At 48.2% G+C, this 25,962-nt stretch carries 22 protein-coding genes; 8 read left to right on the plus strand and 14 right to left on the minus strand.

Features of this window, described 5'->3' with window-relative positions; genetic code table 11:
• The first annotated feature begins 195 nt into the window (after positions 1–195).
• Complete coding sequence (locus L4D19_RS25120) at positions 196–471, plus strand: hypothetical protein (protein WP_428454718.1); 276 nt, start codon at positions 196–198, stop codon at positions 469–471.
• Positions 472–949: 478 nt separating this feature from the next.
• Complete coding sequence (locus L4D19_RS25125) at positions 950–1,561, plus strand: TetR/AcrR family transcriptional regulator (RefSeq protein WP_428454719.1); 612 nt, start codon at positions 950–952, stop codon at positions 1,559–1,561.
• Between the two features lie 115 nt (positions 1,562–1,676).
• Here L4D19_RS25125 and L4D19_RS25130 read toward each other — a convergent pair whose 3' ends face one another.
• From L4D19_RS25130 to uraH, 4 genes are all read right to left on the minus strand, one after another.
• On the minus strand, positions 1,677–3,041 hold the full coding sequence (locus L4D19_RS25130; protein ID WP_428454720.1) for an 8-oxoguanine deaminase: 1,365 nt from the start codon (positions 3,039–3,041) through the stop codon (positions 1,677–1,679).
• Positions 3,042–3,177: 136 nt separating this feature from the next.
• Positions 3,178–4,554: a nucleobase:cation symporter-2 family protein gene (locus tag L4D19_RS25135; protein ID WP_428454721.1), complete on the minus strand. Its 1,377-nt coding sequence runs from the start codon at positions 4,552–4,554 to the stop codon at positions 3,178–3,180.
• Between the two features lie 89 nt (positions 4,555–4,643).
• Positions 4,644–5,993 carry an NCS2 family permease gene (locus L4D19_RS25140; RefSeq protein ID WP_428454722.1) on the minus strand — a complete coding sequence of 450 codons (1,350 nt, stop codon included), beginning with the start codon at positions 5,991–5,993 and terminating at the stop codon, positions 4,644–4,646.
• Positions 5,994–6,450: 457 nt separating this feature from the next.
• Positions 6,451–6,804, minus strand: coding sequence for a hydroxyisourate hydrolase (uraH, locus tag L4D19_RS25145; RefSeq protein ID WP_428454748.1), 354 nt, complete (start codon positions 6,802–6,804; stop codon positions 6,451–6,453).
• Positions 6,805–7,194: 390 nt separating this feature from the next.
• Between uraH and puuE the strand changes: the two genes are divergently transcribed.
• The 6 genes from puuE (at position 7,195) to L4D19_RS25175 (ending at position 12,246) form a co-directional block, all read left to right on the plus strand.
• A complete protein-coding gene (gene puuE / locus L4D19_RS25150) occupies positions 7,195–8,121 on the plus strand; it encodes an allantoinase PuuE (RefSeq protein WP_428454723.1) in 927 nt (308 codons plus the stop codon).
• Positions 8,121–8,636 carry a 2-oxo-4-hydroxy-4-carboxy-5-ureidoimidazoline decarboxylase gene (gene uraD, locus L4D19_RS25155; protein ID WP_428454724.1) on the plus strand — a complete coding sequence of 172 codons (516 nt, stop codon included), beginning with the start codon at positions 8,121–8,123 and terminating at the stop codon, positions 8,634–8,636. Before puuE ends, uraD begins: the two co-directional genes overlap by 1 nt.
• Before the next feature lie 73 nt (positions 8,637–8,709).
• Positions 8,710–9,699: an allantoicase gene (gene alc / locus L4D19_RS25160; protein WP_428454725.1), complete on the plus strand. Its 990-nt coding sequence runs from the start codon at positions 8,710–8,712 to the stop codon at positions 9,697–9,699.
• 22 nt (positions 9,700–9,721) lie between these two features.
• The gene (locus L4D19_RS25165) at positions 9,722–10,273 is read left to right on the plus strand and encodes an ureidoglycolate lyase (RefSeq protein ID WP_428454726.1); all 552 of its coding nucleotides are present in this window, start codon (positions 9,722–9,724) and stop codon (positions 10,271–10,273) included.
• A 44-nt stretch (positions 10,274–10,317) separates the two neighbouring features.
• Positions 10,318–11,553, plus strand: coding sequence for a urate hydroxylase PuuD (locus tag L4D19_RS25170; RefSeq protein ID WP_428454727.1), 1,236 nt, complete (start codon positions 10,318–10,320; stop codon positions 11,551–11,553).
• 189 nt (positions 11,554–11,742) lie between these two features.
• A complete protein-coding gene (locus tag L4D19_RS25175) occupies positions 11,743–12,246 on the plus strand; it encodes a PaaI family thioesterase (RefSeq protein ID WP_428454728.1) in 504 nt (167 codons plus the stop codon).
• Positions 12,247–12,252: 6 nt separating this feature from the next.
• Here L4D19_RS25175 and L4D19_RS25180 read toward each other — a convergent pair whose 3' ends face one another.
• The 10 genes from L4D19_RS25180 to xdhC all read right to left on the minus strand — a co-directional run bounded on the left by L4D19_RS25180 (position 12,253) and on the right by xdhC (position 25,941).
• A complete protein-coding gene (locus L4D19_RS25180; protein ID WP_428454729.1) occupies positions 12,253–13,074 on the minus strand; it encodes a hypothetical protein in 822 nt (273 codons plus the stop codon).
• A gap of 889 nt (positions 13,075–13,963) precedes the next feature.
• A complete protein-coding gene (locus tag L4D19_RS25185) occupies positions 13,964–16,354 on the minus strand; it encodes a cytochrome c peroxidase (RefSeq protein ID WP_428454730.1) in 2,391 nt (796 codons plus the stop codon).
• A gap of 331 nt (positions 16,355–16,685) precedes the next feature.
• Positions 16,686–18,164, minus strand: a complete 1,479-nt coding sequence (locus tag L4D19_RS25190; RefSeq protein ID WP_428454731.1) for a peptide MFS transporter — start codon at positions 18,162–18,164, stop codon at positions 16,686–16,688.
• Positions 18,165–18,746: 582 nt separating this feature from the next.
• Positions 18,747–20,225: a peptide MFS transporter gene (locus L4D19_RS25195; protein WP_428454732.1), complete on the minus strand. Its 1,479-nt coding sequence runs from the start codon at positions 20,223–20,225 to the stop codon at positions 18,747–18,749.
• 436 nt (positions 20,226–20,661) lie between these two features.
• Positions 20,662–21,891 carry a cation:proton antiporter gene (locus L4D19_RS25200; protein ID WP_428454733.1) on the minus strand — a complete coding sequence of 410 codons (1,230 nt, stop codon included), beginning with the start codon at positions 21,889–21,891 and terminating at the stop codon, positions 20,662–20,664.
• Between the two features lie 51 nt (positions 21,892–21,942).
• Entirely contained in the window at positions 21,943–22,413 is a 471-nt protein-coding gene (bfr, locus tag L4D19_RS25205; RefSeq protein ID WP_428454734.1) for a bacterioferritin, read from the minus strand.
• Positions 22,414–22,429: 16 nt separating this feature from the next.
• Positions 22,430–22,894 (minus strand): bacterioferritin, encoded by a 465-nt coding sequence (bfr, locus tag L4D19_RS25210; protein ID WP_160648301.1) that lies wholly within the window; start codon positions 22,892–22,894, stop codon positions 22,430–22,432.
• A gap of 446 nt (positions 22,895–23,340) precedes the next feature.
• The gene (locus tag L4D19_RS25215) at positions 23,341–23,667 is read right to left on the minus strand and encodes a hypothetical protein (protein ID WP_428454735.1); all 327 of its coding nucleotides are present in this window, start codon (positions 23,665–23,667) and stop codon (positions 23,341–23,343) included.
• Positions 23,668–23,738: 71 nt separating this feature from the next.
• Positions 23,739–25,076, minus strand: coding sequence for a guanine deaminase (gene guaD, locus L4D19_RS25220; protein WP_428454736.1), 1,338 nt, complete (start codon positions 25,074–25,076; stop codon positions 23,739–23,741).
• A gap of 19 nt (positions 25,077–25,095) precedes the next feature.
• The gene (xdhC, locus tag L4D19_RS25225; RefSeq protein WP_428454737.1) at positions 25,096–25,941 is read right to left on the minus strand and encodes a xanthine dehydrogenase accessory protein XdhC; all 846 of its coding nucleotides are present in this window, start codon (positions 25,939–25,941) and stop codon (positions 25,096–25,098) included.
• Positions 25,942–25,962: the final 21 nt, after the last annotated feature.

Below are 25,962 nucleotides of genomic sequence, written 5' to 3' on the forward strand. Positions count from 1 at the left end.
GTTTCTCGATAATAAAGTGATTGGGATCAAATTGCGGGCTATTTAATCAATACTTGACTCCCGGGTCAACAAATTTGTGATGTTAATCACGACATGTGTTTATTAACAATAGCTAACGAGTTCAGCTGACATTAATTGTAAGCTGTTCGATTGTTTGACAAAGTAGCTGGAGTGGCTAGTAGAAGGAGTTCAGGCATGTTGAAGATATCAAAAGCTGGTGTTTTTGCGTCGCTCGCGGTGGGATTGACTGTTCTGTTTGCAATAGTTGATCACGAGCCCGCTCTGGCAAGCGAAAATAGTGGGCAGGTAGGGCATTATCTTGCTCACCAAGAGCAAAACCTAGAGGAGCTTTACCAGGTCAAAGCCCAACTGGCAGCATATGGTGAAGAGGATTCCGATCTCTACCTTGCTGTACTTAATGCCATTAATACCAGTCAACACCTTGTCGATGAAGCCACGAACTGGCAGTAGTGCGCGGCATGATGGCTGCTGACAAACAGACTGTCTATGTTATCCGCTGATCTGGGTATCTGATCCGAGCATGGAGCTTTCGTCGCTATCAGATATCCATTACTATAGAAAAATCATATATACCCAAACTACCTCAAGATGCAGGATTCAGAGTGAGACCAGCGTGTTCAGTTCAAGGAAAATAGCGGCAGGAATGGTAGCCCCTTTCAACGTTATTTGACACAGAAATGGGCACGCTGGCTCACTCCCAAAGGGCGAGTTTACTTGGCTTCTATGCGTTGTTACCGATTATCAATTTAGAACCACTAGATTTTCAAATCGGTGCCTAGCCTACAAGCCAAGTAATTCTCGCTGAAACGAGCATCTTGAGGTAGCTTGGGTATATAACAATGCCATGACATATTGATAAAAGGCTGGTATCGGTGGCATGCAATATATGGTTTAGGTATTTGAATTTGTCGGATAGGCGGGACTGTTAATGTCACGGATAAGAGAAAAAAACCAAGAGCTGATTATACAAGTCGCCTGTCAGCTTTTTGCTGAGCAGGGATATGCGGCGACTAAGGTGGCTGATATTGCCAAGGCTGCCGATGTACCCAAGCCTAATATCTATTATTACTTCAAAGCCAAAGACAATCTGTATCGTGCAGTGCTCGAAAGTGTCACCCAACCTTTGCTTGAGGCTTCCCGTCCGGTTGAAGAACTTGATGATCCGGCTGAAGCACTCAGCGAATATATCAAGACAAAGCTGAGAATATCTCGTGACCACCCTTATGCTTCCAAGGCGTTTGCCAATGAGGTGATGACGGGGGCCAAGTACCTTCCTGACGATATTGCTGATAAACTTCACAGCCAGTCGCAGATGATCATTGCCAAATTCGAAAGCTGGATCGAGCGCGGAGCAATGGCGCGGGTGTCGCCGCAGCATCTGATGTTTACAATCTGGGCGGCCACACAAACCTATGCCGATTTCAGCTGGCAGATCTGCAAGGTCATGGATAAAGATCAGCTTGATGAGCAGGACTTTGCTGATGCGGCTGAGTTTCTGACTCACTTGGTGATTAATGGCTGCAAACTGGAACAATCCTAATAGTGCCTTTGCTTATATCGCCTTGGCACTGTGATTCCCCCTTGCAAGTAGGCCAGCCCTTAACAGGCTGGCTTATTTTTAGCCTTTATTTCAGTTACTTGATTTAAGGCAACAGCTACATTAATTGCTGGGCTTTTTGAGCAAGACGCTTGGCAGCACTGCGGTGTTTGGATAACAGCTGGTCGAGATCGACACCCACAACATGGCCGTCATGTACCCGCCATTTTCCAGCAATCATCACTCGGTCTGCCTGATACGCTCCGCACAGAATCAAAGCGGCTAGCGGATCGTGAGCACCGGAGAAGCGGATATCGTCCAGCCTGAACATGGCTATGTCTGCCTGCTTGCCGATAGCGAGTGTGCCGAAATCTTCCCGTCCCATTGCTTTGGCAGAGCCTGATGTCGCCCAGCGCAGGGCATCAAAGTGGCTGACATTGGCCGAGCCATATCGAAGGCGCTGAATATACAAGGCCATGCGAACTTCATTGATCAGGTTCGAACCGTCATTCGACGCTGAACCATCAACCCCAAGGCCGACATTGGCTCCGGCAGCTTCCAGCTCTTTGTTGCGGCATATACCGGAAGCCAGCATCATATTTGATGACGGGCAATGGCAGATCCCGACGTTGGCTTTGCCGAGGCGGACAATTTCCTCGTCGTTGAAATGAATACCATGCGCTAGCCAGGTGCGGCGATTGAGCCAGCCGACGTCTTCAAGATAATCAACCGGGCGTAAACCGAAACGTTGCAGGCAGAAGTCTTCTTCGTCGATGGTTTCACAGAGGTGGGTATGGACCATGACGTTCTCAGCTTTGGCAATGCGTGCTGTTTCCTTCATTAAATCCGTAGTGACTGAGAAAGGCGAGCAGGGTGCCAGCGCCACCTGGATCATAGCGCCATCATCGCGTTGGTGGTAGTCGCGGATCAGGCGTTGGCTGTCGTCGATAATGGTCTGTTCGGATTGAATGGTATGGCGTGGTGGCAGGCCGCCGTCATCTTCACCCAAACTCATTGAACCTCGGTTGAAAATAGCGCGGACGCCCAGTTTGTTGGCCGCCTCTATCTGGAGGTCGATAGCATGTTCGAGACCGGTAGGGATGAGGTAGTGATGGTCCGAAGCGGTTGTACAGCCCGACATCATCATTTCGACCAGTGCGAGTTCTGTCGCCAGACTCATCATCTCTTCGTCCAGTCCGGCCCAGACAGGGTAGAGGGTTTTTAGCCAGTGGAATAACTCTTTGTTAAGAGCATCAGGGTAGGCGCGGGTCAGGGTTTGGTAGAAGTGATGGTGAGCATTGACTAACCCTGGGGTGACAACATGCTGGCTGGCATCGATAACGCTATCGACTTTGCAGGTAGGTTCGCTGTTAGCATTGATTATCTCAATAACCTTGTCACCTTGAATGACGATACCGCCGCGGGCATCTTCGTCTGTTCCGGTGAAGATTGCTAAAGGGTTTTTAACCCAGATGGTTTCCATTCATAGTAATCCTTAGCCATCTCAGCCTTTTCAGGGGAGAGGGTCTTTTTCATTGTGCTTGTTAATAGGCAGGTTGAGTTATGTATTAAGCAGCCTGAACACTGAAGCGTCGGGCTGCCTGTATGAGTACCGGTTGTTATTGCTTGGACTCTGCTGTTTCTGCAACTGTCAGGGACTGTTCATCTGTCTCTGTTAGTTGCTCTGTACTCATTTCAGTGTCTTCATCACCGGCATCCTGCTCCGGCAATAACTGATTGAGCAATACCGTGACAATGGTGCCAGTGGTAATCCCCGAATGGAACAGGTTCGCCAGATCATGAGGCAGGTGCTGAATGAGGCGAGGCTCAATAGTCACAGCAAGTCCCGATGCAATCCCGACACAGATTACCAGCGCGTTGCGTTTGGTGTCTGCTGCCTTGATCAACATACGGATTCCGGCATAGGCAATCATACCAAACATCACGAAGCCGACACCGCCCAGTACCGGCTTGGGAATGGTGACTGCGACCGCAGCCAGTTTGGGGAATAAGCCGCCGAGAATGAGCAGGCCGCCGGTTGTTGCTACCACAAAGCGGCTGGCTACCCCGGTAATTCCGACGATACCGACATTCTGGCTGAATGAGGCCAGCGGCATTGCGGTGAGGAAAGCGGCAAGGGTACTGCCAATACCGTCGCCCAGCAGACCACGTTTAAGGTCATTGCCGGTCACCTTGGTATGGCAGTTGTTACCCAGGGCCATGAAGTCACCGGTTGCCTCGGCAATAACAACCAGATACACCAGACTCATGCTGATGATGGATGATACTGAGAAGGTCAGGCCATATTTGAGGATTTCCGGCCTGCCTACCCAGTCGGCAGCTGAAATTTGTTCCAGGTTGACCATTCCCATGGATAACGCAACGATGTATCCGCCGGCGAGCCCGATGACAATGGCAGAGGCCGCGACGGCACCTTTGCAGTAGACTGATACGCCAATCACGATAGCCAATGAGGTAAGGGCCAGAAAGAGCTTGGGCAAGGTGGCAAATTCCTGGCTGACCGCCGGCGCATCACCGACCCAGTTCATCGCGACCGGCAGGATGGTCAGGCCTATTAAGGTGACGACTACGCCACTGACTACTGTGGGGAACAGTTTGCGAATTTTGTCCATGTAGAAGCTGGCGGCAATTACAACGAAGGAGCCAACCAGACTGGCGCCCATGATCCCGCCGACACCGTCTTTGTTACCGATGGCGATGGCAATGCCGAGAAAGGCAAAGCTGGATCCCATTACAACCGGCAGCCGGATCCCGACCGGACCCACGCCCAGACATTGCGCGATGGTCACGATACCGGAGGCCAGTAGTGCAGCGTTGATCAGGGTAACGATTTCATCGGTTGGCAAGCCAATTGACGAGCCAACGATCAAGGGGACGGCGACAATCCCCCCGATTGAAGCCAGCATGTGCTGCAAGGCCAGTAGCAAAGTGATCCCGTAGGGGGGACGTTCGTTAAGTGTGTAGAGAAGTTTCATTGGTGATCCTCTGTAATCCATCGTTTGTATTAACGCTTTTGGTACAAAGAATGACTTCTACAAACTGCGTAGGGTCACGGTCGTGTGGTCTAGCCGATGTAAATTAGCTTGGCGATAAAGATAGCGGTAAGCGTATACATGCTTATCGACACATCTTGGGTTTTGCCGGTTGCGACTTTCAGCACTGTGTAGGTGATAAATCCCAGTGCAATGCCGTTGGCAATCGAGAAGGTCAGCGGCATCATCAGTGCAGTAATGGCGGCAGGGGCAGCATCGGTAAAATCTGTCCATTTGACATGCTGCATGCTGCTCATCATGACGAAAGCAACGTAGATCAGCGCGCCTGCTGTGGCATAGCTAGGGATCATTCCGGCCAGCGGAGAGAAGAAAATAGCAGCCAGGAACAGGGCGGCGATCACGATGGCTGATAGGCCGGTACGACCGCCGGCAGCAACACCGGAAGCACTCTCGACATAACTGGTAACAGGCGGACAGCCAACACAGGCACCTGCGACGCTGGCGATACTGTCGGCTTTCAGTGCCTTGCTCAGCCCCTCGATACGACCAGTTTCTTTGTTTACCAGATTGGCGCGCTCGGCAACGCCCATCAGGGTGCCAGCGGTGTCAAACATGTTGACGAACAGGAAAGCCAGGATCACGCTGACCATTGAGATATTCAGTGCACCGGTGATGTCCATTGCCAGCAGGGTTGGGGCAAGACTCGGCGGTGATGAAATCAGCCCTTGGTACTCGACAAGGCCAAGCATCATACCGACCAAAGTTACGCCGATCATGCCAATCAGGACTGCGCCGAATACCTTGCGCTCGCTCAGTACCGCAATGATCAGAAAGCAGATAGCAGCAAGCAGTGCCTGCGGCTGGGTAAAGTCTCCCAGCGTGACCAGAGTTGCCGGACTCTCGACGACAATCCCCGCTGTTTTCAGGCCGATGAGGCCAAGAAACAGGCCGACACCAGCGGTCATCGCATAACGCAGGCTTTCAGGTATGCTTTCGATGATCCATTCCCGGACCTTATAAAAGCTCATACCAACAAAAAGCACACCTGAAATAAAGACCGCGCCTAGCGCGACTTCCCAGCTGTAGCCCATTTCACCGACGACGGTAAACGAGAAAAAGGCATTGAGCCCCATGCCTGGTGCCAGGCCAACCGGCCAGTTGGCAAACAGGCCCATCAGCAGGGTACCGATTGCTGCGCCGATACAGGTCGCGACAAAGACCGCCCCGGCGTCCATGCCCGAGGCAGACATAATGCTCGGGTTAACAAAGATGATATAAGCCATGGTCGCAAAGGTGGTGAGGCCACCGATGAGCTCATTTCTTACGTTAGTTCCATGTGCTTTTAACTGGAAAAACCGTTCCAGGAAAGGGGCGGAACCCTGCGCCTTTTCATTTAGCACTTCTGCCTTAGTGTCATTCATGACTACATTCCTCTTTCTAACGTTCCTAAAATGAACTCAATTTGTATTTATATCGTTCACAATGAAGCCTGTGATTTCTGTTTTATCCGACTATTAGTGTCTGTATTTCTACAGTTCATACTCTCTACGCTTCGCAAAAAGCGTTCCAACTTTCTGTATGTGTTATCTTTTTTACTGGATCTGCCTTTTTGAATGCAGCAAAAGCCCGTATGGCAACCCTTTCAGGGCCAGTAGAAAAGATAGTGACAGCAGTAGATCGCTAATTAATTACTTAATAGTAAACATGTATACAATTTAGTTTGTTGCACCATGGGTGTGCCGAACCATATCCAGAACAGTGCATGCCGGTGCCTGTGAATACCACATTCATTCAAAGGGGGAAGGCGAGTAATGATTTTTTGTTTTCGCTATTGGGCAGAACACACTTGTATGCTGCCCTGACAGCGTTAAAGAAGCTTTAGCTCCCTCGATAAGTTGAGAAACTATAAGGTGATACGAGTAGGGGCACGTGATAGTGCGAACTTGAGTCAGCAATGCCGAAGCGGATCACCACATCATCAAGGAAGGGGATATCAGGCAGTGACACTCCCTGTTGTTTAAAGTAGTCGGCGGTATGAAAGATTAACTGATACTTACCCGGATTAAAGCTCCCGCTATTCAAAATAGCCTCATCCGTTCGTCCGTCAGCATTGGTATATACGGTTTTAACCCAGTGCAAAGCGGTATCTTCAATCCGATACAGTTCCACTTTTATTTCTGCGCCTGGAATGCCATTTGCAGTATCAAGTACATGTGTCGTTAATCGTCCCATCATTTGTCACGCGCTGAGCGCTCTCCATTGTTAACTTAAAAGATCAATATCAGTAAGAGGTTAGAAGTCAACAGGTGGTTGTTGAGATAGTTCAACCTTGCTGAGATTGTATTTAACTTTTACTAACTATGTACACAATGAGTTCAAATAGTAAAGCTTATTGTAACAAAAGTGTTAACTGATTCTGTGGGCTAAAAGACGAATTTCGAACTTGTGCCTTGATGTTAAAGGGTTTTGATGACATTGTTTAATTTGACCCTAAAGTCAGTTAAACAAAAATTTTACATTTCATCTTTCGATTGTATACAATCTGTGTTAAATATTTAGATGATACGTTGCCAAACAACTGGAACATGATTGGCATATGGAACGCTAGAAAGGAGTCATGTGATGAGTACAGACTATCCGCGAAATCTGATTGGTTATGGTGATACGCCCCCGCATCCCCAATGGCCGAATGATGCCCGCGTCGCGATTTCTTTCGTACTGAACTACGAAGAGGGTGGCGAGCGCAGTATTTTGCACGGAGATAAAGAATCGGAAGCTTTTCTGTCTGAAATACCGTCCGCGCAGCCGCTTCAGGGGCAGCGGCATATTAGTATGGAGTCAATCTACGAATACGGCAGCCGTGCAGGAGTATGGCGAGTTCTGAAACTATTCGAAAAATACGATATACCGCTGACTGTTTTTGCTGTGGCAATGGCGCTGGAGCGACACCCCGATGTCGCCAGGGCGATGGTTGCGGCTGGCCATGAAATCTGTAGCCACGGCTATCGCTGGATTGACTACCAGAACATGGATTACAGCGAGGAGCGGGATCATATGGTGAAAGCGATCGAGATCATCAAGAAGATCACCGGTCAGCGTCCTTTGGGCTGGTATACAGGAAGAACCGGCCCTAATACCCGCAAGATTGTCGCTGAAGAAGGGGGCTTCCTGTATGACTCTGATGCCTATGATGACGATCTTCCCTACTGGCATGAGGAAGCAGGCAAGCCACAACTGATCATCCCTTATACCCTCGACGTCAACGACATGCGTTTTGCTACCGTTCAGGGTTTCAATGCCGGTGATCAGTTCTTCAACTATCTCAAAGATACCTTCGATACCTTGTATGAAGAAGGGGAGACAGCGCCGAAGATGATGTCGGTCGGCCTGCATTGCCGCCTGATTGGCCGACCAGGGCGTATCGCTTCCTTGAAGCGCTTTCTCGACTATGTCCAGCAGCATGACGATGTTTGGCTTTGCCGCCGAATAGATATTGCCCGTCACTGGCACGAACACCATCCGCACCCAAGTATGAAGGAGTCCCGATAATGGCAAGCTTTAACACCTGTCAGCCAGCTCAGATGAGCCGCGAAGAATTTGTTGCCCATTTTGCTGATGTATACGAACACAGTCCCTGGGTGGCTGAACGTACCTATGATGAAGGGGTGTCAGATACCGATAATCAGGTTGAAGCTCTTCATCATCGGATGGCAGAAGTTTTGCTGCAAGCGGATGTTAAGGAACAACTAGCATTGATCAATGCTCACCCGGATTTGGCAGGTCGTGCAGCCATTAACGGAGAGTTGACGGCTGCGTCAACGGCAGAGCAGGCCGGTGCTGGCATTGACCAGTGTTCACCGGAAGAATTCGAACAATTCACCCAGTTTAACAACAGCTACAAAGAGCGCTTCAAGTTTCCCTTCATTATGGCAGTGAAAGGGGCCAATCGTTACCAAATTCTCGAGTCCTTTGAGATGCGATTAGGAAATGACAGTGCAGCTGAGTTCGCGAAGGCGATAGAGGAGATCAATAAGATCGCACTATTTCGCCTGCAGGACATGTAAGCCGCGGCTGATGTCCTGATTACTTACTCAAACCACGCATTTCATGACGAATGGAATTGAAGAAGGAAAGGAAATGACAACGACATTTGAACAGTACGTCAACCTGGCAGATGAGAAAATTGGCGCGGTTGCCATTTATGCCACCGATGATTTCTTTGCTGACAAAAGCCGTCTGATCAGCAGTGCTCAGCCAGTGTTCAAAGAAGACCTGTATGACGACAACGGCAAGTGGATGGATGGCTGGGAATCTCGCCGCAAACGCGGAGAAGGGTACGATTATTGTGTTGTCCGGCTTGGCTTTGCCGGCACTATCAAAGGGCTGGATATCGATACTTCGTTTTTCACCGGCAACTACCCCCCTTCAGCGTCTGTTGATGCCTGTTATAGCCCGGACGGTGATCCGACAGAGGCAACAGAGTGGCAGGAGATCCTGCCATCACAAAGCCTGCAGGGTGACAGCCATCATGAGCATGTTGTCGACAGGGAGCAGGTGTTTACCCATGTCAGGTTGAATATCTATCCCGACGGTGGTGTTGCGCGCCTAAGGGTTTATGGCTTGACAAACGTGGACTGGGAGAAAATTGCAGCTGACGTAGAAGTGGATTTGGCGGCGCTGGAAAACGGTGGCCGTGCATTGGCCTGCAGCGATGAACACTTTGGCAAGAAAGCCAATATTCTTCGTCCGGGGCGCGGTGAGAACATGGGTGACGGCTGGGAAACGGCCCGCCGCCGGACGCCGGGAAATGACTGGGTCATTGTGGCTCTCGGTCATCCGGGAACAGTCAACAAAGTCGCAGTCGATACCGCACATTTCAAGGGCAATTTCCCCGATAGCTGCTCTATCCAGGCCGCCTATGTGCAGGGGGGGACTGATGATCAGGTAGCGACCCAAAGTTTGTTCTGGCGTGAATTGCTGCCATCTCAGAAGCTGGCTGCCGACAGTATTCATGAATTTTCTGATCAGGTGAATGACATCGGGCCGATCACACATGTGCGCCTGAATATCTTCCCTGATGGCGGGATCAGTCGTCTTCGCTTGTTTGGTTTTAAACAACAAGCGTAACTAATCAGCTCAGGAGAGAATAATGCAACCAGCGACCACGGTAAGGCAGTTGACTATTGAGCCACTGACAAAAGAAGCTTTTCAGCCATTTGGTGATGTAATCGACAAGGATGCTAGTGATTATTTTATGATCAATAACGGTTCGACTCGCCGTTATCACAGTCTGGCCGAAGTGGATGTCGCTGATGAAGGCGGCAAGCCGATTATCAGCATTTTTCAGGCAACACCACTGCAATATCCGTTGACGGTAAAGATGATGGAACGTCATCCGCTGGGTTCTCAGGCCTTTATTCCACTTCTGGGCAATCAATACCTGATCCTTGTTGCCCCCAAAGGTGATAAACCTGATCCCGCTGCTTTGAGAGCATTTCTCAGCAACGGTAAACAGGGAGTGAATTACCATAAAGGTGTTTGGCACCACCCGGTTTTGGCACTCAGCGATCAGGATCAGTTTCTGATCGTTGATAGGGCGGGTGAGGGCAACAACTGTGATGAAGTGTATTTCACCGATGATGTTCAGGTGGAGCTGGCTTTGGACAGTTTGGAGCAGGCGGCGTTAACCGAAGCACTCTGATAAGCCAAGGGCGATCAGGGCGCTGAACATGACAGGAGTTAGTTATGGATCCACATATGACAGAATGGTTGAACCTGGCGATTCGCTGGATTCACATGATTGTGGGTATAGCATGGATAGGTGCTTCATTTTATTTTGTTTGGCTTGAAAATAACCTTAACCGCGTTAATCCCAAAACAGGGCTGACTGGTGATCTGTGGGCAATTCACGGCGGTGGGATCTACCACCTAGAGAAGTACAAACTTGCTCCGCCCACAATGCCTGAGAAGCTGCACTGGTTTAAGTGGGAAGCGTACTTTACCTGGATTTCAGGTATCTGCCTGCTGGCGGTGGTGTATTACCTCAATGCGGAAATCTACCTGATTGCACCGGGCTCGGGGCTAGAACCTTCCACAGCTATCGCGCTAGGGATTGCAGCATTGGTGGCAGGCTGGTTTATTTATGATTTCCTCTGTAATTCGAAGCTGGGTCAGACCCCGATGCTGCTCGGCGCGGTATTATTTCTTGGTTTGGTTGGGGCGGCTTACGGGCTGAGCCAGGTATTTAGTGGTCGTGGTGCTTATATTCATGTCGGCGCGATTATCGGCACTATCATGGTCGGCAATGTCTTTCGCGTCATCATGCCGGCGCAGCGCGGACTGGTAAAAGCGATAGAAGAGAACCGGGAGCCGGATCCCGAGTTACCGGCAAAAGGCCTGCTACGCTCGCGTCATAATAACTATCTGACACTGCCTGTGTTGTTCATTATGATCAGCAATCATTTCCCGAGCACTTATGGCTCAGAATATAACTGGTTGATCCTGGCTGGCCTTGCCGTGTTCAGTATTCTTGTTCGCCATTACTTTAATACCCGTCACGACGGCCAGAAATATGCCTGGACGGTGCCAGCCGCGGCTTTGGGTATGATCACTCTGGCATTTGTAACCTCACCTTACGCAGCAAAAATGTCGGCAGCGCCTGTTGCATCGGCACCAGTGAGTGTTGAGGATAAGGAAGTGGCTCAGGTTCAAGCCAATCACATTAGTTTTGAAGAAGTAAACCTGGTTATTCAGGAACGTTGCTCTGTTTGCCATTCGGCCAATCCTACTCATGCTGCGTTCAAAACAGCGCCTGCTGGGGTGATATTGGATACTCCGGAGGAAATAAAAGTCAATGCACCGCGTATTGTGGCGCAGACAGTACAGACTCAGGTAATGCCGCTTGGCAACCTTACTCAAATGACCGATGAAGAACGTGCGCTTATCGGAAACTGGGTCGAACAGGGGGCGATGATCCAGTAGTACCAGATGCTTCTGCAAACTAGGAGTTTGAATCACTTTACACGTTTGTCCGTTAAATCTCCTTGCATATTTTTAGTGCTCCCCGGCAACACGTTGTCGGGGATTTTTTGTATTTTTAAATCGAAGTTTGACTTTTTCGATACAACGAACTTAACTGGTCTAATGAGTTGATGGAAAAGAGAGAAGGCAATGGATAGCAGAGTCGATCAGGCAAATGAGATGTTGAAAAGTTTTAGCAAACAGAAAGTTAAGCTAATTGATTATTGTGCTCCGGAAATCCTGGAGATAAGCGATGAACACCTGTCACTGAAGATCCCGCTCAATGACAAGACAAAAAACCATCTTGAGAGCATGTACTTTGGAGCATTGGCAATTGGCGCTGATGTGGCTGCAGGCTTGTTGGCGATGGATATGGCTAACCATTCAGGGCTGGATGTGTCGCTGGCTTTTAAATCTGTTCAGGGAGAGTTTTTACGTCGGCCCGAAGATGATGTGGTCTTTAGCTGTTATCAGGGGAAGATGATCAGCGAGATGCTAGAAAGAAGCCACCAAACCGGGAAGAGGATAAATGAACCCGTCTCCGTTACCGTCACTTGTCCGACGCGTGACGGGAATGAGCCCGTGGCCACTTTTTCACTGACTCTGTCGCTGAAGGTGGTTTCGTCACCGGCTGCTGTCGAAGTGAGCTCCTGATGCCCATCACCGTTGGGCTTGCGGTCCGGTGTGGACTGTAAGCCCAAGAAAAGAAGCGATTAGAATACACTCGAGTCCGAAAGGTAGGTAACCTGCATAGCCAAGCAGGGGCATCTCGAACAGGTGGAAGCGATCAACGAATGGAATGTTGTATTTCCAGGGAGTCATACCGCCATAATTCCAAAGCTCCCAGAAGAATCCACATTGCAGGCCAGCCAGGGCTGGCAGACAAAACGGCCGCCAGTCCCCATGTTGCAGCACTGAAAAGATCGTTTGTTGGCCAGTCAATGCCTGTAAGGATATCAATACAATAAGCGGCGATACCCAGATCAGAGGATAAGTAGAGTCCGGCCATGCTCCCAATGCAAACAGCGAGATTGTCGATACAGATAATGCCAGCAGGGCCACGGCTCTGGGATGCGGCACCTTAAATGTCCAGTAATCTGTGTAGGCATGATGAAATTGTTTGAACGTCGCAATCCAGTAGACGGTACTCAAAACAGCAGGAAGTACCGTAGAAAAAGCCAGGCTAGCTGTCACTACCCGTGTCAGCGGTGAAATAGGCGGCCCTAGGTAGTACCAGTTATGGACAAAGTGGTTGAGGTACTCGAAGAACCACCAGAATGCCGAGCTGACAATAAACAGCAGCAGAAACATTTTGGGGCGTTCGAGCATCAGACAGGAGCCGACTCGCTTAACGCTTAGCGCGTTAATGACCAGGATATATCCCAGCCAAATGGGGGTGAAGGTATAACGCTGCAGCCCCTGAGGGGCATCATTATGAGCCAAGGCCATTGCCCAGCTGACACCGAGCAATACTAACCCCATCCAACCCCACCAGGGATAAGTGAAGCGGGAGGGAGGCTTATAGGTAGCAGTCTTGGGGACACAGTAATAGCGATATAAAAAGGGCAAGGTGCATGTAAGAATCAATGCACTGAGCATAAGAAAGACGGGCCATGAAAAGGCTGGCTGTTCCACATAGAGCGTCGAGGGCAGTAAGTTCAGGTAGGGAGCCAGTGGTTTTCCGGCCCAATAGGCACCAGCCAATGGAGGAAGAACTAATAGTCCCCCAGCAAGTACAACTCGAATAGGCCACCACCACCTGGATCTGCCTATTGCTCTTAGCCCGATTTCCATTAATACCGTCCAACAAATTTCACTACTACAGCTAAGTTAAGCATAGACACATTCAGTCTGCTGCTCGTCTTAAGTTGTAGATATCACACAGTATGTTGATAACTTGCCTCTCTAGCTAACAAATGCAGTACGCAATCATTTTAACTATAAGCTATCAAGGCAAGTTGGGGGGCTAGTCGTTTTTACGCGGTTGACGCTGAGGCTCAGAATAAGTGTTCTGAGACATTGCATAGTTCAATCGAGATTTCAGCTTTGCATGTTTATCTTCAGCACGCTTACGCTTCAATACGAGAGAAAGCAATCGAGCCAAGCTCATAATTGTCCTCCTGCCTGAGTGACCACTGCAAGATAAATTTACGTTAATGACTAAAAATCCTTACAAGACAAAGTGTAGGAGAAGGAATCGGAACTGTCATTATGAAGGAGGCGTTAATTGGGGAGATGTGCTGTTAGAAAGGCTAGGTTAGAACATTAAACCGGAATAATTGAAAGAATAGCTAGGAACGTAAGTTCCTAGCTATTAGGAGGCCTATATTACCCGTTAGCCTAAAGTGCAATTATCAGGTATGCATCTGCATTAATTACTTACAGGAACAATCCCCATCTCTTCCGGGCTGGCGCTGTCGGTGCGAACATCGGCAGAGATAGCAGACATAAAGGCATTAAGTGCCTTAAGCTCTGCCGGTGTCATCGCTAGACGTTCAATCAGCGGAGATACCGTTGGAAAGTTCGGATCGTACTTAGTGGCATACTGTGGGAAATTGCCGCTGCGGTTTCGTGTCATACCATTGTTATACATCGCCAATAATCCAAAGACGCGATCGCTGGAAGGGAAGATCATTGCGAGCTGGAATAAGCCAAGGTGTGTTGTTGGATCGGTAGTTTTGATATCACGTAGCATAGGTACCCTGAAGCGCCCCATATCTTCAGCCTTGTAAGTCACATTGTAACGGCCGCGATCTTCCAGGCTACGACCATAATATGTCAGGCCGATATTTTCGAACTTATTATTCGTCATCATCGGGCCACTATGACAATTCATACAGCGAGCCTTGGTTCGGAACAGGTGCAGGCCATGCAGCTGCTGATCAGTAAGGGCATTGCTATCGCCTTTCAGGAACTGATCAAACGCGCTCTCTGTGCTGATAATGGTACGTTCGAAAGTGGCGATGGCCTTGGCAATGCGATCCAGTGTAATGGTTTCATTCCCGAATGCCGCATTAAACAATGCCGCGTATTCCGTTTTTTGATCCAGTTTTAGTAGCAGTTCATCATGAGGCAGACCCATCTCGATAGGGTTAGAGATGGGGTGTAAAGATTGCTCTTCCAATGAACCCACACGGCCGTCCAGGAATAAGGTATCGTAATAAGCTGTATTGATGATTGTCGGCGTATTTCTTGGTCCTTTTTGACCGTCAATGCCGACTGCTGTTCTTATTCCGTCAGCCCAGCCTTTGGCCGGATCGTGACAACTGGCACACGAAATGGTGTCATCCTTGGACAGGCTGGTATCAAAGAACAACTCCTTACCTAAGGCAACTTTTTCTTCTGAATATGGGTTATCAGCAGGAAATGGGACGGCAGGGCGCAGGCCCAGTTCTTGCCACTCGATTCCTTCGTCAACGGTAGGTGCTGGCCATTCAGATGGCGATTGCGAATAGGTATTTCGTAGCTCGGTCAGATCAACAGGTGTGTCAACCGGGTCGATGTTGAACCATACATCATAAGGTTCGAAGCTATGCAGCATCACTCTGGCACTATCTGTTTCAATCGGCTGCGTTGTAACTGCGGCACCTGATGAAAAGTTAACAAGTACCTGCTCGCTGTTCTCGTTGGTCGCCCAGTACTGGGTGGAGATGTCCAGCGTTGGAAAGGTATTCGGAAACTTGATTTCAGTTCCGGAAAACAGTGCCGACAGTTCGGTAACTGTTGGTAGGCGCCAGGAAGACTTGTTGCACACAGAAGAACTGTTGGCCGTCTGGATGAAATTGCCGAGCTCGGAGTGGGTTGAGCGGGTTGTGACCTGGTCATTGGTATTCCACAATCGGGTGCCATAGCTTTTGATAGACACCCGTCGGATGTCATCCACACATGACCAAGGTTGCTCGGAATAGGCGAGAGTTTGATCAATGAGAGGCCAGCCAGTGCTGTCTAGGCGCAAGAAATCACTTACTTCTTCATTCGGTGTGCTGGCTTTGTTAAATAATGACTGGCGAGCCGTCTGAATAATGTCGCTATTGGTCGCAAAGAAGGCATTCTTGGCCGATTTATCTGCCCGGAACTTGCCCATCATTTCATAGGTCGTTTTATAGTAGAGCTTAGACGGATTTTTGCGGGCAGCCTCTGCAGCAATCATTAGATCTTCTACTTCAGCATCGTAGTCGTTTTGTACGCTATCACTGTATTTTTGTTGGATTTCTTGATCTGAAAGCAGCCCGTTCAGATCTGTGTCGGCAAGGGCGAACTCTGCGGTTGAGCGTAAGGTTATTTCAGGAACATTGGCTGATGTGTTTTCACCTGCTTTGTATTGAAGACTTGTTTTGGCAAGACGAGAAGCCTTTTGGTGGCTGGCAATGGTTTCTAAGGTTTTAACGTTTTCACTCAGATACTTAAATGTATCAACAGATAATGAGACGCTGACTTGCAAAGGTTGAGCAAGATCGGTACCGGCCGGTATTGTGGCGTCAATACGGCCGTCATTATCCACAGTGCCTGTTATCGCCAACGTGGTACTAGGCTGTGAGATGGTATAGGTGCTGCCTGCGGCCTCGTCATGTGTGACTTTCGCAGAGAAATTAAAGGCTTTTGCCGTTGTTGTCGGTGGCGCGACAGGCGCTGGAGTTGTCGATGGGTTCTGGGCTGGCGTTGATGTTGAGTCATGATCCAGGCAGCCGTTAAGTAGAGAAAGCGTACCTAAGAGTACGGCGCTTGATAATACTCGACGTGTAAATGGAGTAGTGTTAGGCATGTCTTTCCTTTGAATGCTAATGATAATTGTTATTATATTTGTTAATAAAGGCGTGAAATGTAATGTTTTGTTACATGACATTCAATAGGCAAATTAATGTTTTGGAGATATTTTTCCCATTTGTATGATGTCAGACCACATTGAGGGTTAAATGTGCAATGTTAAGCATATTTTTGCTGCCATGGAGAAAGGGTGAGAAGTCTGTTAAATCTTGGTTAGAACACTGCCGGGGGAAATTAGGCTACAGTCATTAATACGGCCACAAAATAGAAAAAAGGCTTCCGTACGGAAGCCTTTAAATGAGTGCTCAATACAAGCTAGTGAATTGAACTTAGCTCTCAGCTTTTGCAGTTGCCATCTCTTCTTGTGCCGCTTCGCTGCTCTTAAGCATGATACGGATAACGCGAGAGGCCATTAGTGCAACCACTACCATAACCACAGCCAGCATGGTTAGCGTGCTGAAGTAGCCGCCGTATACAGACTGGACAATTTCCTGGGTGATTTCCTGGCCTTTCTCAAGGGCAATTGAGGTTGAGAATACCGCGCCGACAATACCACTTAGTGCGATAGCCACAGAGAACAGGCTAACAGAGAAGTTCTCGATGTGCTTCGGTGCAACAGACAGGATGAAGGCTACAACCATACTACCTACGATAACTTCAGCCAGTGCCTGGAAGAAGTGGATAGCCAGGAAGACTTCTGGGCGAATAACCACATCTTCACCTACACTCATTACCGCTGCAGTCAGGATACCGAACGCAATGGCTGTAAGGATGAAGGCGAAACCAACTTTTGTTGCTGTCGAGAAGTTGATGTTGCGCTTCTCTAGTGAAGAGAAAGTCATCGCGATTAGTGGGCCGCCAACGATACACCATAGTGGGTTCATTGCCATTGATGCTTCAGGGGCAATTGGAATGAATCCGAACAGATCACCACGCATAGTGTTGATAGTTACCATGGTCATGGAAGTCATCATCTGACCATAGTAGACGAAGAAGGCTGTTGTTAGCACGGTAATGATAAGGATGGTGCCCATCTTCAGTGCATCTGATTTTTCAGCTTTGATCATCAGTGAGATAAAGTAGCCGATTGCCGCTGCGCCGATAACGTAAACAATGTTCTTACCGATATCCATGTTCGAGAACATGAAGAATACCAGGCCGATCATACACAGAGAGATACCGATAAAGGCTGCCCAGTTCTTAGGACTAACTGGCTGCTGGTCAATCTCGGCACCGACACCGACCAAAGGCTTGTGAGAAACAACCAGGATGGCAAATGCGATGAAGGCCATCGCCGCTGATAGCGTAAAGCTGCCGTTGAAGCCGATAGCAAGAACAAACATTGGGAATAGGTACTGGCCCAGGAAGGCACCAATGTTGTTTACCGAGTAGTTTACCGGATAGCCATTTTCAAAATCTTCTTCTGTAGCAAAGGTTCGTTTATATAGGCTTGGGTAAGAAGGAGACATCAGGCCACGGGAGTAACTGGCCAGTGCAATACCGACAAGGCTCATTGGAACATTTGATGCAGAAGCACCTAATACCAGCAGGGTATAACCTGTTGCAAAACCACCGTAACTGATAGTCAGAGAGCGGTATGCACCAAGGAACCTGTCGGCGATGAATCCGCCAGCGATGGCAAATAGGGGACCAATAGAAGAGAAGGCACCTACTACCATCATGGTATCAGCTTCACTATATCCGAGATCTTCCAAGAAGAATCGGGTCAAAATTACCATCACGCCGTAAAATGATAGGCCAAACATCATCTGGCAAACCATCATTGACTTATTAAGTCTATTCCACATAACTAAATCTCTTTATCAATGGATAATGAAAGGGAATCTTTGTAAGAATTTGTAATTGCGGAAGGGATATTAACATTACTGACAATATCAAACATTGGCGTTATGTCGCAAAACCTGCGAGATATTCATTATTTATTCTAATGAATATATGTAGTATTTCTTATGAATGTCTCTGTGTTAAGTTTTTTGATATTGCTCAAATATCGATTTTTAGCCTGTTTTGGTGGCTTTTGAGCAATGATCATACTGTTTGTTTTGACTGGTCTGATGAGGTAATCGATTGCTTAGTATTAGTTTAGATATTCTAAAAAGCGGTTTTTTGGGGCGGTTTATGCAATGGAATAAGCAATATTAAAAGTAACTATCTGTATAACAACCTTTTATCGTGAGATTAATTGCATGCTTATTTAAATAAGTATTTGGAGCTTGTTAATTTACGGTATTGAGCTATTGATTCTGTGTATAAATATATTTAAGCAGCAGCGGTATCATCAATGTTGATATTATTGCTGTAAAAAGGCTTCCACATGGAAGCCTTTTGGGACTAGACACTAAATTTACATTGAAACTTAGTTCGAAAGCTTAGCCCTTAGCTTGTACAGGTGCCAACTCTTCGTTTGCTGCTTCGCTGCTCTTAAGCATGATACGGATAATGCGAGAAGCCATCAGCGCTACCACTACCATAACTGCAGCCAAAATAGTCAGCGTGCTGAAATAGCCACCGTAAACAGACTGGATAATTTCCTGAGTAATTTCCTGGCCTTTTTCAAGAGCAATCGACGTTGAGAATACCGCACCCACAATACCACTTAGTGCGATGGCGACAGAGAACAGGCTAACAGAGAAGTTCTCGATGTGCTTCGGTGCGACCGACAGGATGAAGGCAACAACCATACTACCTACGATCACTTCAGCCAGTGCCTGGAAGAAGTGGACTGCCAGGAATACTTCCGGGCGGATCACAGCGTCAGGGCCAACGCCCATTACAGCTGCTGTCAGGATCCCGAACGCAATGGCTGTGAGGATGAACGCGAAACCAACTTTTGTTGCTGTCGAGAAGTTGATGTTGCGTTTCTCAAGTGAAGAGAAAGTCATCGCGATTAGCGGGCCGCCAACGATACACCATAGTGGGTTCATTGCCATCGATGCTTCTGGTGCAATTGGAATGAATCCGAACAGGTCGCCACGCATAGTATTGATAGTTACCATGGTCATGGAAGTCATTATCTGGCCGTAGTAGACGAAGAAGGCTGTAGTTAGCACAGTAATGATAAGGATGGTGCCCATCTTCAGTGCATCAGCTTTATCAGCCTTGGCCATCAAAGAGACGAAGTAGCCGATTGCAGCCGCACCGATAACGTAAACAATGTTCTTACCGATATCCATGTTTGAGAACATGAAGAATACCAGGCCGATCATACATAGCGAGATACCGATAAATGCCAGCCACTTCTTAGGGCTTACCGGTTGTTTGTCTATTTCGGCACCGACACCAACCAAAGGCTTGTGAGAAACAACCAGAGTGGCAAACGCGATGAAGGCGATAATCGCTGATAGCATAAAGCTGCCGTTGAAGCCGATAGCCAGTACAACCATTGGGAACAGGTACTGACCCAGGAAGGAGCCAATGTTGTTTACTGAATAGTTTACCGGGTAGCAATTTTCAAAATCTTCTTCTGTTGCAAAGGTACGTTTATATAGGCTTGGGTAGGAAGGAGACATCAGGCCCCGGGAGTAGCTGGCTAGTGCAATACCGACAAGGCTCATTTGAACGTTTGATGCCGAGGCACCCAGTACCAGTAAGGTATAACCCGTTGCAAAACCACCGAAACTGATAGTCAGAGAACGATAAGCGCCCAGGAACTTATCAGCGATAAATCCGCCAGCGATGGCAAATAGTGGACCAATCGAAGAAAAGGCGCCGACGACCATCATGGTATTAGCTTCACTATACCCGAGATCATCCAGGAAGAACCGAGTCAGAATTACCATCACGCCGTAAAATGATAGGCCAAACATCATCTGGCAAACCATCATTGACTTATTAAGTCTATTCCACATAACTACATCTCTTTATTAATGGATAATGAATGCGAATCTTTGTAAGAAACTGTAATTGCGGGGGGATATTAACATTACTGGTAATGTCAAACATTGGCGTTATGTCGCAAAAACTGAGAGGTATTCATTACTTATTTTAATCAATATGCATAGTATTTCTCATGGCTTATTTATTGAAATATTTTATTATTTATCATAATTAACAATTTTAACCCGCCTTTTGCATTGTTTGCCTGTAATTTATTCTGATTTCTTGGGTTTCTTGATGTGGTGACTGATTATTGTGTATTAGTTTAACTATCTTGGCGAGGTGTGCGTTGGGGGCGCATGTAATGAAATAGGCTACTTTAAAAGTAACGGTAAGTTTAATCACTTTTATTGTGAAAGTTTTCATTGTTTATTTAAACAAGTATTTAAGGTTTGGGTATAGTGCCGACTATGTATTACGGGAATAAATATATTTAAGTAGTAATGGTGTCATCAATGTTGTTATCACTGCCATGATCACAACGGCAGAGTATATATTTTCTGCTACGGGAGAACTGACGGTGAGATTAGAAAATAAGCCGGCTTTGAGGGCGATATCGGCGATAACCAACTCAACTGCACCCCGCGCGCTCATTCCGACGCCAACAGCTGCAGAATCCTGCCAGGATAGCCCCATCCAGCGGGCCGCTGCACCAGCGGCGATAAATTTGCCGAAAAAGGCTGCAAGCAGCAGGCTGACGACGAAAAGCGGTACGGTGAAGACGGCAGATAAATCCAGGTGAAGTCCAACTGATGCAAAAAAAATGGGAGCCAGAAATCCGTAGGTCATGGCAGAGGTTTTATTTCGTACCTCTACGTATGCTGACTCACTAATGGTCTTGCGATCAAAAAACAACCCCGCCATAAAAGCGCCAATAATAAAGTGTAGATCGAGGAGTTCTGCAAGCACCGAAAAGGCCATAGCACCCACAAGAAGTGCGCTGAACTTAAACTCCCTCTGCTTAATGACCTCCATGAAACGACCGCCGAATGGAAAGACGAACGCACCGACAATGAACGTAATGCTAAAAAAGGCAACGACTTTGGCGATAAGAGGCAATAGCTCGAAACTGTTGGCTTGCGGATCGGCGCTGATCAGTGCAGTGAGCCAGGCCAGTAACAATAAACTCAGGACGTCATCGAAGACGGCTGCTGAAACGATGATCTGTCCTGATCTCGAATCGAGTTTACCCAGATCCATCAAGATACGAACTGTAGCGGGTACTGCCGTGATGGTAAGTGCGGTACCGAGAAAGACACATTGGGCAAAAAAAGCATCTGATGACGGAAGAAACAGCCAGCCCAGCCCGATACCGAGCGCCATTGGCAGTATCATGCCACTAACCGCAACGGCCAAAGCGTCCTTTGAGTATTCAATGAGCCGGCTGGGTTGCAGCTCAATGCCGGCAAGAAGCATGATAAAAAACATGCCCAGATCGGTGATCGTATTAAAAACAGGGCTGCTGCCAAGTTTGTCGAGCTGGGGGAAGAGTTCTGTGTGGAACTGTGCAGCCAAGGCACCAAGCGTTATACCGGCTATAAGTTCGCCGACGAGGCTTGGCTGGCCAAGTTGCTCGGCGATTTCGCCAAATATGCGAGTGGTGACCAACAGGACGAGCAGGATGAAAAACAGTTCCATGTGACCAATTAACCCGGGGGAAAGACTCTCCCCCCGTTATTTTAGACTCTATTAACCCATTTGTGATTGGAGGTAGTTTTGCAAGCCGACTTTCTTAATCAGCCCCAGTTGCTTCTCAAGCCAGTAGGCGTGATCTTCTTCGGTATCCGCGAGCATGACTTCAAGAATTTCGCGTGACTGATAATCCTGCTCTTCTTCACATACCTTTATCGCGGCTTTGAGTGCTTTATCGACGGAGTATTCTAGCTGGAGATCATTATCAAGCATTTCGGGCACGTCTTTGCCAATCTTGAGATCTTCACGCTTGGTCATATCCGGCGTGCCTTCAAGAAATAGTATTCGTTCGATAAGGCGGGATGCATGGCCCTTTTCATCGTCAAATTCATGGTCAATGCGTTCGTATAACTTCTCCAGCCCCCAGTCCTGATACATGCGGGAGTGGATAAAGTATTGATCCATTGCGGTGAGTTCTCCGGCCAATAATGCGTTGAGCGTGCCGATGATTTTGCTATTACCTTTCATATGCGTCACCTATTTTCTACATTTGAGATTGCAGATAATTTTCAATGCCAATGTTACGAATCAGTTCCTGCTGGGTTTCAATCCAATCGACATATTCTTCTTCATAAGCCAGGATGTCTTCCAGTAACTCTCGGCTGACGAAATCGGCCTCGGTTTCACAAAAAGCAATGGCTTCCCGCAGCAGCGCCAGTTGTTCCATCTCCAGTACAAGATCACACTGAAGCATTTCTTCGGCGTCTTCACCGATACGCAGTTTCTCTAAGTGCTGAAGGTTGGGTAGTCCTTCAAGAAACAGAATACGTTCAATCAGATCGTCGGCTTGTTTCATGTCTTTGATTGATTTTTTATATTCCTTCTCGTTCAGCTCATCCAGCCCCCAGTTTCTGAACATTCTTGCATGTAGAAAATACTGGTTAATCGAAGTTAGCTCTACGGTAAGCACCTGATTCAAGTAACTGAGTACTTGGGTCTTGCCTTGCATAATACTTCCTCCATAAGTGGCACATATAAATATTGTTTTTGCCAAATTTAATCATAGGCGCTGATTAATAACTCTGAGGGAATAATCACGAAAAAAGCGGCTTGTTGTTCTGAAATCCGTTGAGAAGGATGAAATTGCAATAATTAGAATTGTTATCATTTCGATTGGCGTGAGGTTAGAGATGGTACATCTAAGTGCTGAGAGGAAGAGGCTAGGCTTAATACCCCCGCTTTTTAAGATGTTTGTTAGGCTTGTTACGTTGGGGGTTCGCTAAGTTGTTCGCCTCAGGAGCCATTTGGTCAGAGATTATTCAGGTGGGGTAATTACAGTTGTTGTCTTAAAAAGGGGGTTGGAGAGATCAGTTCAGTTGTGATTAAAAGGCAGAAGCTTGAGTGAAAAGCCTGCTTGCTAAACAGGCTCTTGGATTGAACATGATGTTGTCGATGTTACTTGGGATAAACAGTCTGGCGGCCGCAACCAGCACAGACGCCGTGCTGAATGCGGAGCTCACAATCATGGGTCGTTGGCGTACCGTGTGGGCAGTCGTCATCAATACCGGCAACGTAATCCAGACTGAACGTACCTTCGCGGCCGTCACCGCGTGGATCATATTCGGCCTGTTCTCCGAAGCCGTCTTGCTGCTTTATTTTCTCTAGCATGATGTCTAGCTCACCGGCAAAGATATCGGCATACCTGGCATCCTTGCTGACCATTTCACTCATGCGCTGTAATACGGTCGTCACGCGAGTTTGTGTATTCTTGTTATCAGACATAAATTCAGTGCTCATGGTTGGTGTGACTGGCTGTCAGGCAGCCAGAAAAGTCCTTGTCCTGTGGTATTTGCTTAAACGGCTATCTTGCTGTCAGGTTGTCGCTCAGTGATATCGTAGGCTTTCTCACCGTAGATATAGGTTTGGCAGACGGTTCTGTCATCCCCCAGGCTCATCAGTACAAACAGCTTTTCTTCCAGATTTGTCGCCTGATTCATGCGAAAACGCATCAATTGGGTAGCATGCAGGTCTAGAACCACGAAATCCGCTTCTTTACCTACTTCGAGGTTGCCGATCTTATCCTCAAGACGCAGCGCCCGGGCACCGCCGAGAGTGGCCAAAAACAGCGACTTCAACGGATGCAATTTCTCCTGTTGGAGCTGCATGATCTTATAGGCTTCGCTCATTGTCTGAAGCAGTGAAAAACTGGTGCCTGCACCAACATCGGTTCCCATGCCTACATTAATATTGAATTTCTCCAGCTTCGGCAGGTTGAACAGCCCCGAGCCGAGGAACAGGTTTGATGTCGGACAAAATGAGATTGCCGAGCCGCTTTCGGACAGACGCTGACATTCACAATCTGACAGGTGGATACCATGGGCAAACACCGAGCGCTCATGCAGCATGCCGAAATGATCGTAGACATCGAGGTAGTTGTCTCTTTCGGGGAAGAGATCCATTACCCACTCAATCTCTTTTTTGTTTTCCGACAAGTGCGTGTGCATGAATACATCCGGGTATTCTTTGAGTAGCTTGCCAACGGTCTCGAGTTGGGCATCGGTGCTGGTTGGCGCAAACCTTGGGGTGACGGCATATAGCAGCCGTCCCCGGTTATGCCAGCGTTCGATAAGCTCTTTGGAATCCAGGTAGCCAGATTCTGGGGTATCGGTGAGGTACTCGGGCGCATTTCTGTCCATCAACACCTTGCCGGCAATCATCCGCAGCTTGCGTTTTTCGGCTTCCTCAAAAAAGACATCGACTGACTCTTTATGAACGGTTCCGAAGACCAGCGCGGTCGTTGTACCGTTACTGGCCAGTTCATCCAAAAACAACGAGGCCACTTGTTGGGCATAGACGGGGTTTTTAAAGCGCAGCTCTTCCGGAAAGGTATAGTTTTCCAGCCAGTCGAGCAGCTGCTCGCCGTAGGAGGCAATCATTCCCGTCTGCGGGTAGTGAATATGTGTATCGATAAAGCCTGAGGTGATCAGCTTGTTTTCAAACTGTACGGTTTCAAGGTTGCTCGGGTGGCGAATGTGAATCTGTTCAGCCTCGCCGATATCCACAATATGGCCGTTTTCAACCACGATCATGCCATCGTCAAAATATTGATAGCTCTTGTCCAGACCGACATCCTTCGGGTCGGCAATACTGTGTAAGATTGATGCGCGATACGCGATTTTTTCCGTTGTCATGGTGCTATTCCTTTATCGCTCAGGCGCTGTCGTTGCTCGCCTGAGTTGCCGGTTCCGTTGCAGTGGTGCTAGGCGGGCGCTTTTGCTCTAGGGGCTCCCCCTGGTAATGGGCAATCAGCTCGCCGGCAACTGACACCGCAATTTCTGCCGGGTGCTTTCCTTTTACGGCATTGATACCTATCGGGCAGATCATTCGCTCGATCGTTTCCTGACTGTAGCCGCGCTCTGTTAATCGGTAGTCGAACTTTTTCCTTTTGGTCAGTGACCCTATCATGCCGAAGTAGGCGGTATCATTTCTGTTGAGAATCGCCTTGGCGAGATCGAAATCCAGCTGATGGTTGTGGGTCATGACCAAGTAGTAACTGTTGGCAGGCATATCCTTGACCTCGGCCACGGGATCATCGGAGACCAGTTTTTTCACTCCGGTTGGTAACTCTTCCGGGAATTCGTGCTCTCGCTGGTCAATCCATGTCACACGGAAGGGCAGGGTTGCTACAATATGGAGCAATGCTTTGGCAACATGACCGGCACCGAACAGCACCAAGTGGTTCTGCTGATGGCCGATAGGCTCGAAACTGAGCGTTGCCATGCCTCCGCAGCACTGGCCAAGGCGGGCACCCAGGTTGAAGTGCTCTACCTTGGTATGCCTATCTCCAATGAGAAGCATGTCGCGTGCCATTTTTACTGCTTTGTGTTCAAGATGACCACCGCCAATGGTTGCCACAATATTGTTGCGGGTAACGAGCATTTTGGTTCCGGCATCACGCGGGACGGATCCCTTGTCGGCCAGTACCGTTACCATGACACAGGCTTCGCCTTGTTCATCGAGTTTGGCCAGTTCATGGATCCAGTTATCGTTATACATGTCATACTCCTTGGCGGTTGT

Source organism: Photobacterium kasasachensis (assembly GCF_050336885.1).
GTDB classification, from domain to species: domain Bacteria; phylum Pseudomonadota; class Gammaproteobacteria; order Enterobacterales; family Vibrionaceae; genus Photobacterium; species Photobacterium kasasachensis.

Coding starts and splice junctions, on each gene's coding strand:
- L4D19_RS25120 (WP_428454718.1), top strand. CDS start 196: ATGTTGAAGATATCAAAAGCTGGTGTTTTTGCGTCGCTCGCGGTGGGA.
- L4D19_RS25125 (WP_428454719.1), top strand. CDS start 950: ATGTCACGGATAAGAGAAAAAAACCAAGAGCTGATTATACAAGTCGCC.
- L4D19_RS25130 (WP_428454720.1), bottom strand. CDS start 3,041: ATGGAAACCATCTGGGTTAAAAACCCTTTAGCAATCTTCACCGGAACA.
- L4D19_RS25135 (WP_428454721.1), bottom strand. CDS start 4,554: ATGAAACTTCTCTACACACTTAACGAACGTCCCCCCTACGGGATCACT.
- L4D19_RS25140 (WP_428454722.1), bottom strand. CDS start 5,993: ATGAATGACACTAAGGCAGAAGTGCTAAATGAAAAGGCGCAGGGTTCC.
- uraH (WP_428454748.1), bottom strand. CDS start 6,804: ATGGGACGATTAACGACACATGTACTTGATACTGCAAATGGCATTCCA.
- puuE (WP_428454723.1), top strand. CDS start 7,195: ATGAGTACAGACTATCCGCGAAATCTGATTGGTTATGGTGATACGCCC.
- uraD (WP_428454724.1), top strand. CDS start 8,121: ATGGCAAGCTTTAACACCTGTCAGCCAGCTCAGATGAGCCGCGAAGAA.
- alc (WP_428454725.1), top strand. CDS start 8,710: ATGACAACGACATTTGAACAGTACGTCAACCTGGCAGATGAGAAAATT.
- L4D19_RS25165 (WP_428454726.1), top strand. CDS start 9,722: ATGCAACCAGCGACCACGGTAAGGCAGTTGACTATTGAGCCACTGACA.
- L4D19_RS25170 (WP_428454727.1), top strand. CDS start 10,318: ATGGATCCACATATGACAGAATGGTTGAACCTGGCGATTCGCTGGATT.
- L4D19_RS25175 (WP_428454728.1), top strand. CDS start 11,743: ATGGATAGCAGAGTCGATCAGGCAAATGAGATGTTGAAAAGTTTTAGC.
- L4D19_RS25180 (WP_428454729.1), bottom strand. CDS start 13,074: ATGGGGTTAGTATTGCTCGGTGTCAGCTGGGCAATGGCCTTGGCTCAT.
- L4D19_RS25185 (WP_428454730.1), bottom strand. CDS start 16,354: ATGCCTAACACTACTCCATTTACACGTCGAGTATTATCAAGCGCCGTA.
- L4D19_RS25190 (WP_428454731.1), bottom strand. CDS start 18,164: ATGTGGAATAGACTTAATAAGTCAATGATGGTTTGCCAGATGATGTTT.
- L4D19_RS25195 (WP_428454732.1), bottom strand. CDS start 20,225: ATGTGGAATAGACTTAATAAGTCAATGATGGTTTGCCAGATGATGTTT.
- L4D19_RS25200 (WP_428454733.1), bottom strand. CDS start 21,891: ATGGAACTGTTTTTCATCCTGCTCGTCCTGTTGGTCACCACTCGCATA.
- bfr (WP_428454734.1), bottom strand. CDS start 22,413: ATGAAAGGTAATAGCAAAATCATCGGCACGCTCAACGCATTATTGGCC.
- bfr (WP_160648301.1), bottom strand. CDS start 22,894: ATGCAAGGCAAGACCCAAGTACTCAGTTACTTGAATCAGGTGCTTACC.
- L4D19_RS25215 (WP_428454735.1), bottom strand. CDS start 23,667: ATGTCTGATAACAAGAATACACAAACTCGCGTGACGACCGTATTACAG.
- guaD (WP_428454736.1), bottom strand. CDS start 25,076: ATGACAACGGAAAAAATCGCGTATCGCGCATCAATCTTACACAGTATT.
- xdhC (WP_428454737.1), bottom strand. CDS start 25,941: ATGTATAACGATAACTGGATCCATGAACTGGCCAAACTCGATGAACAA.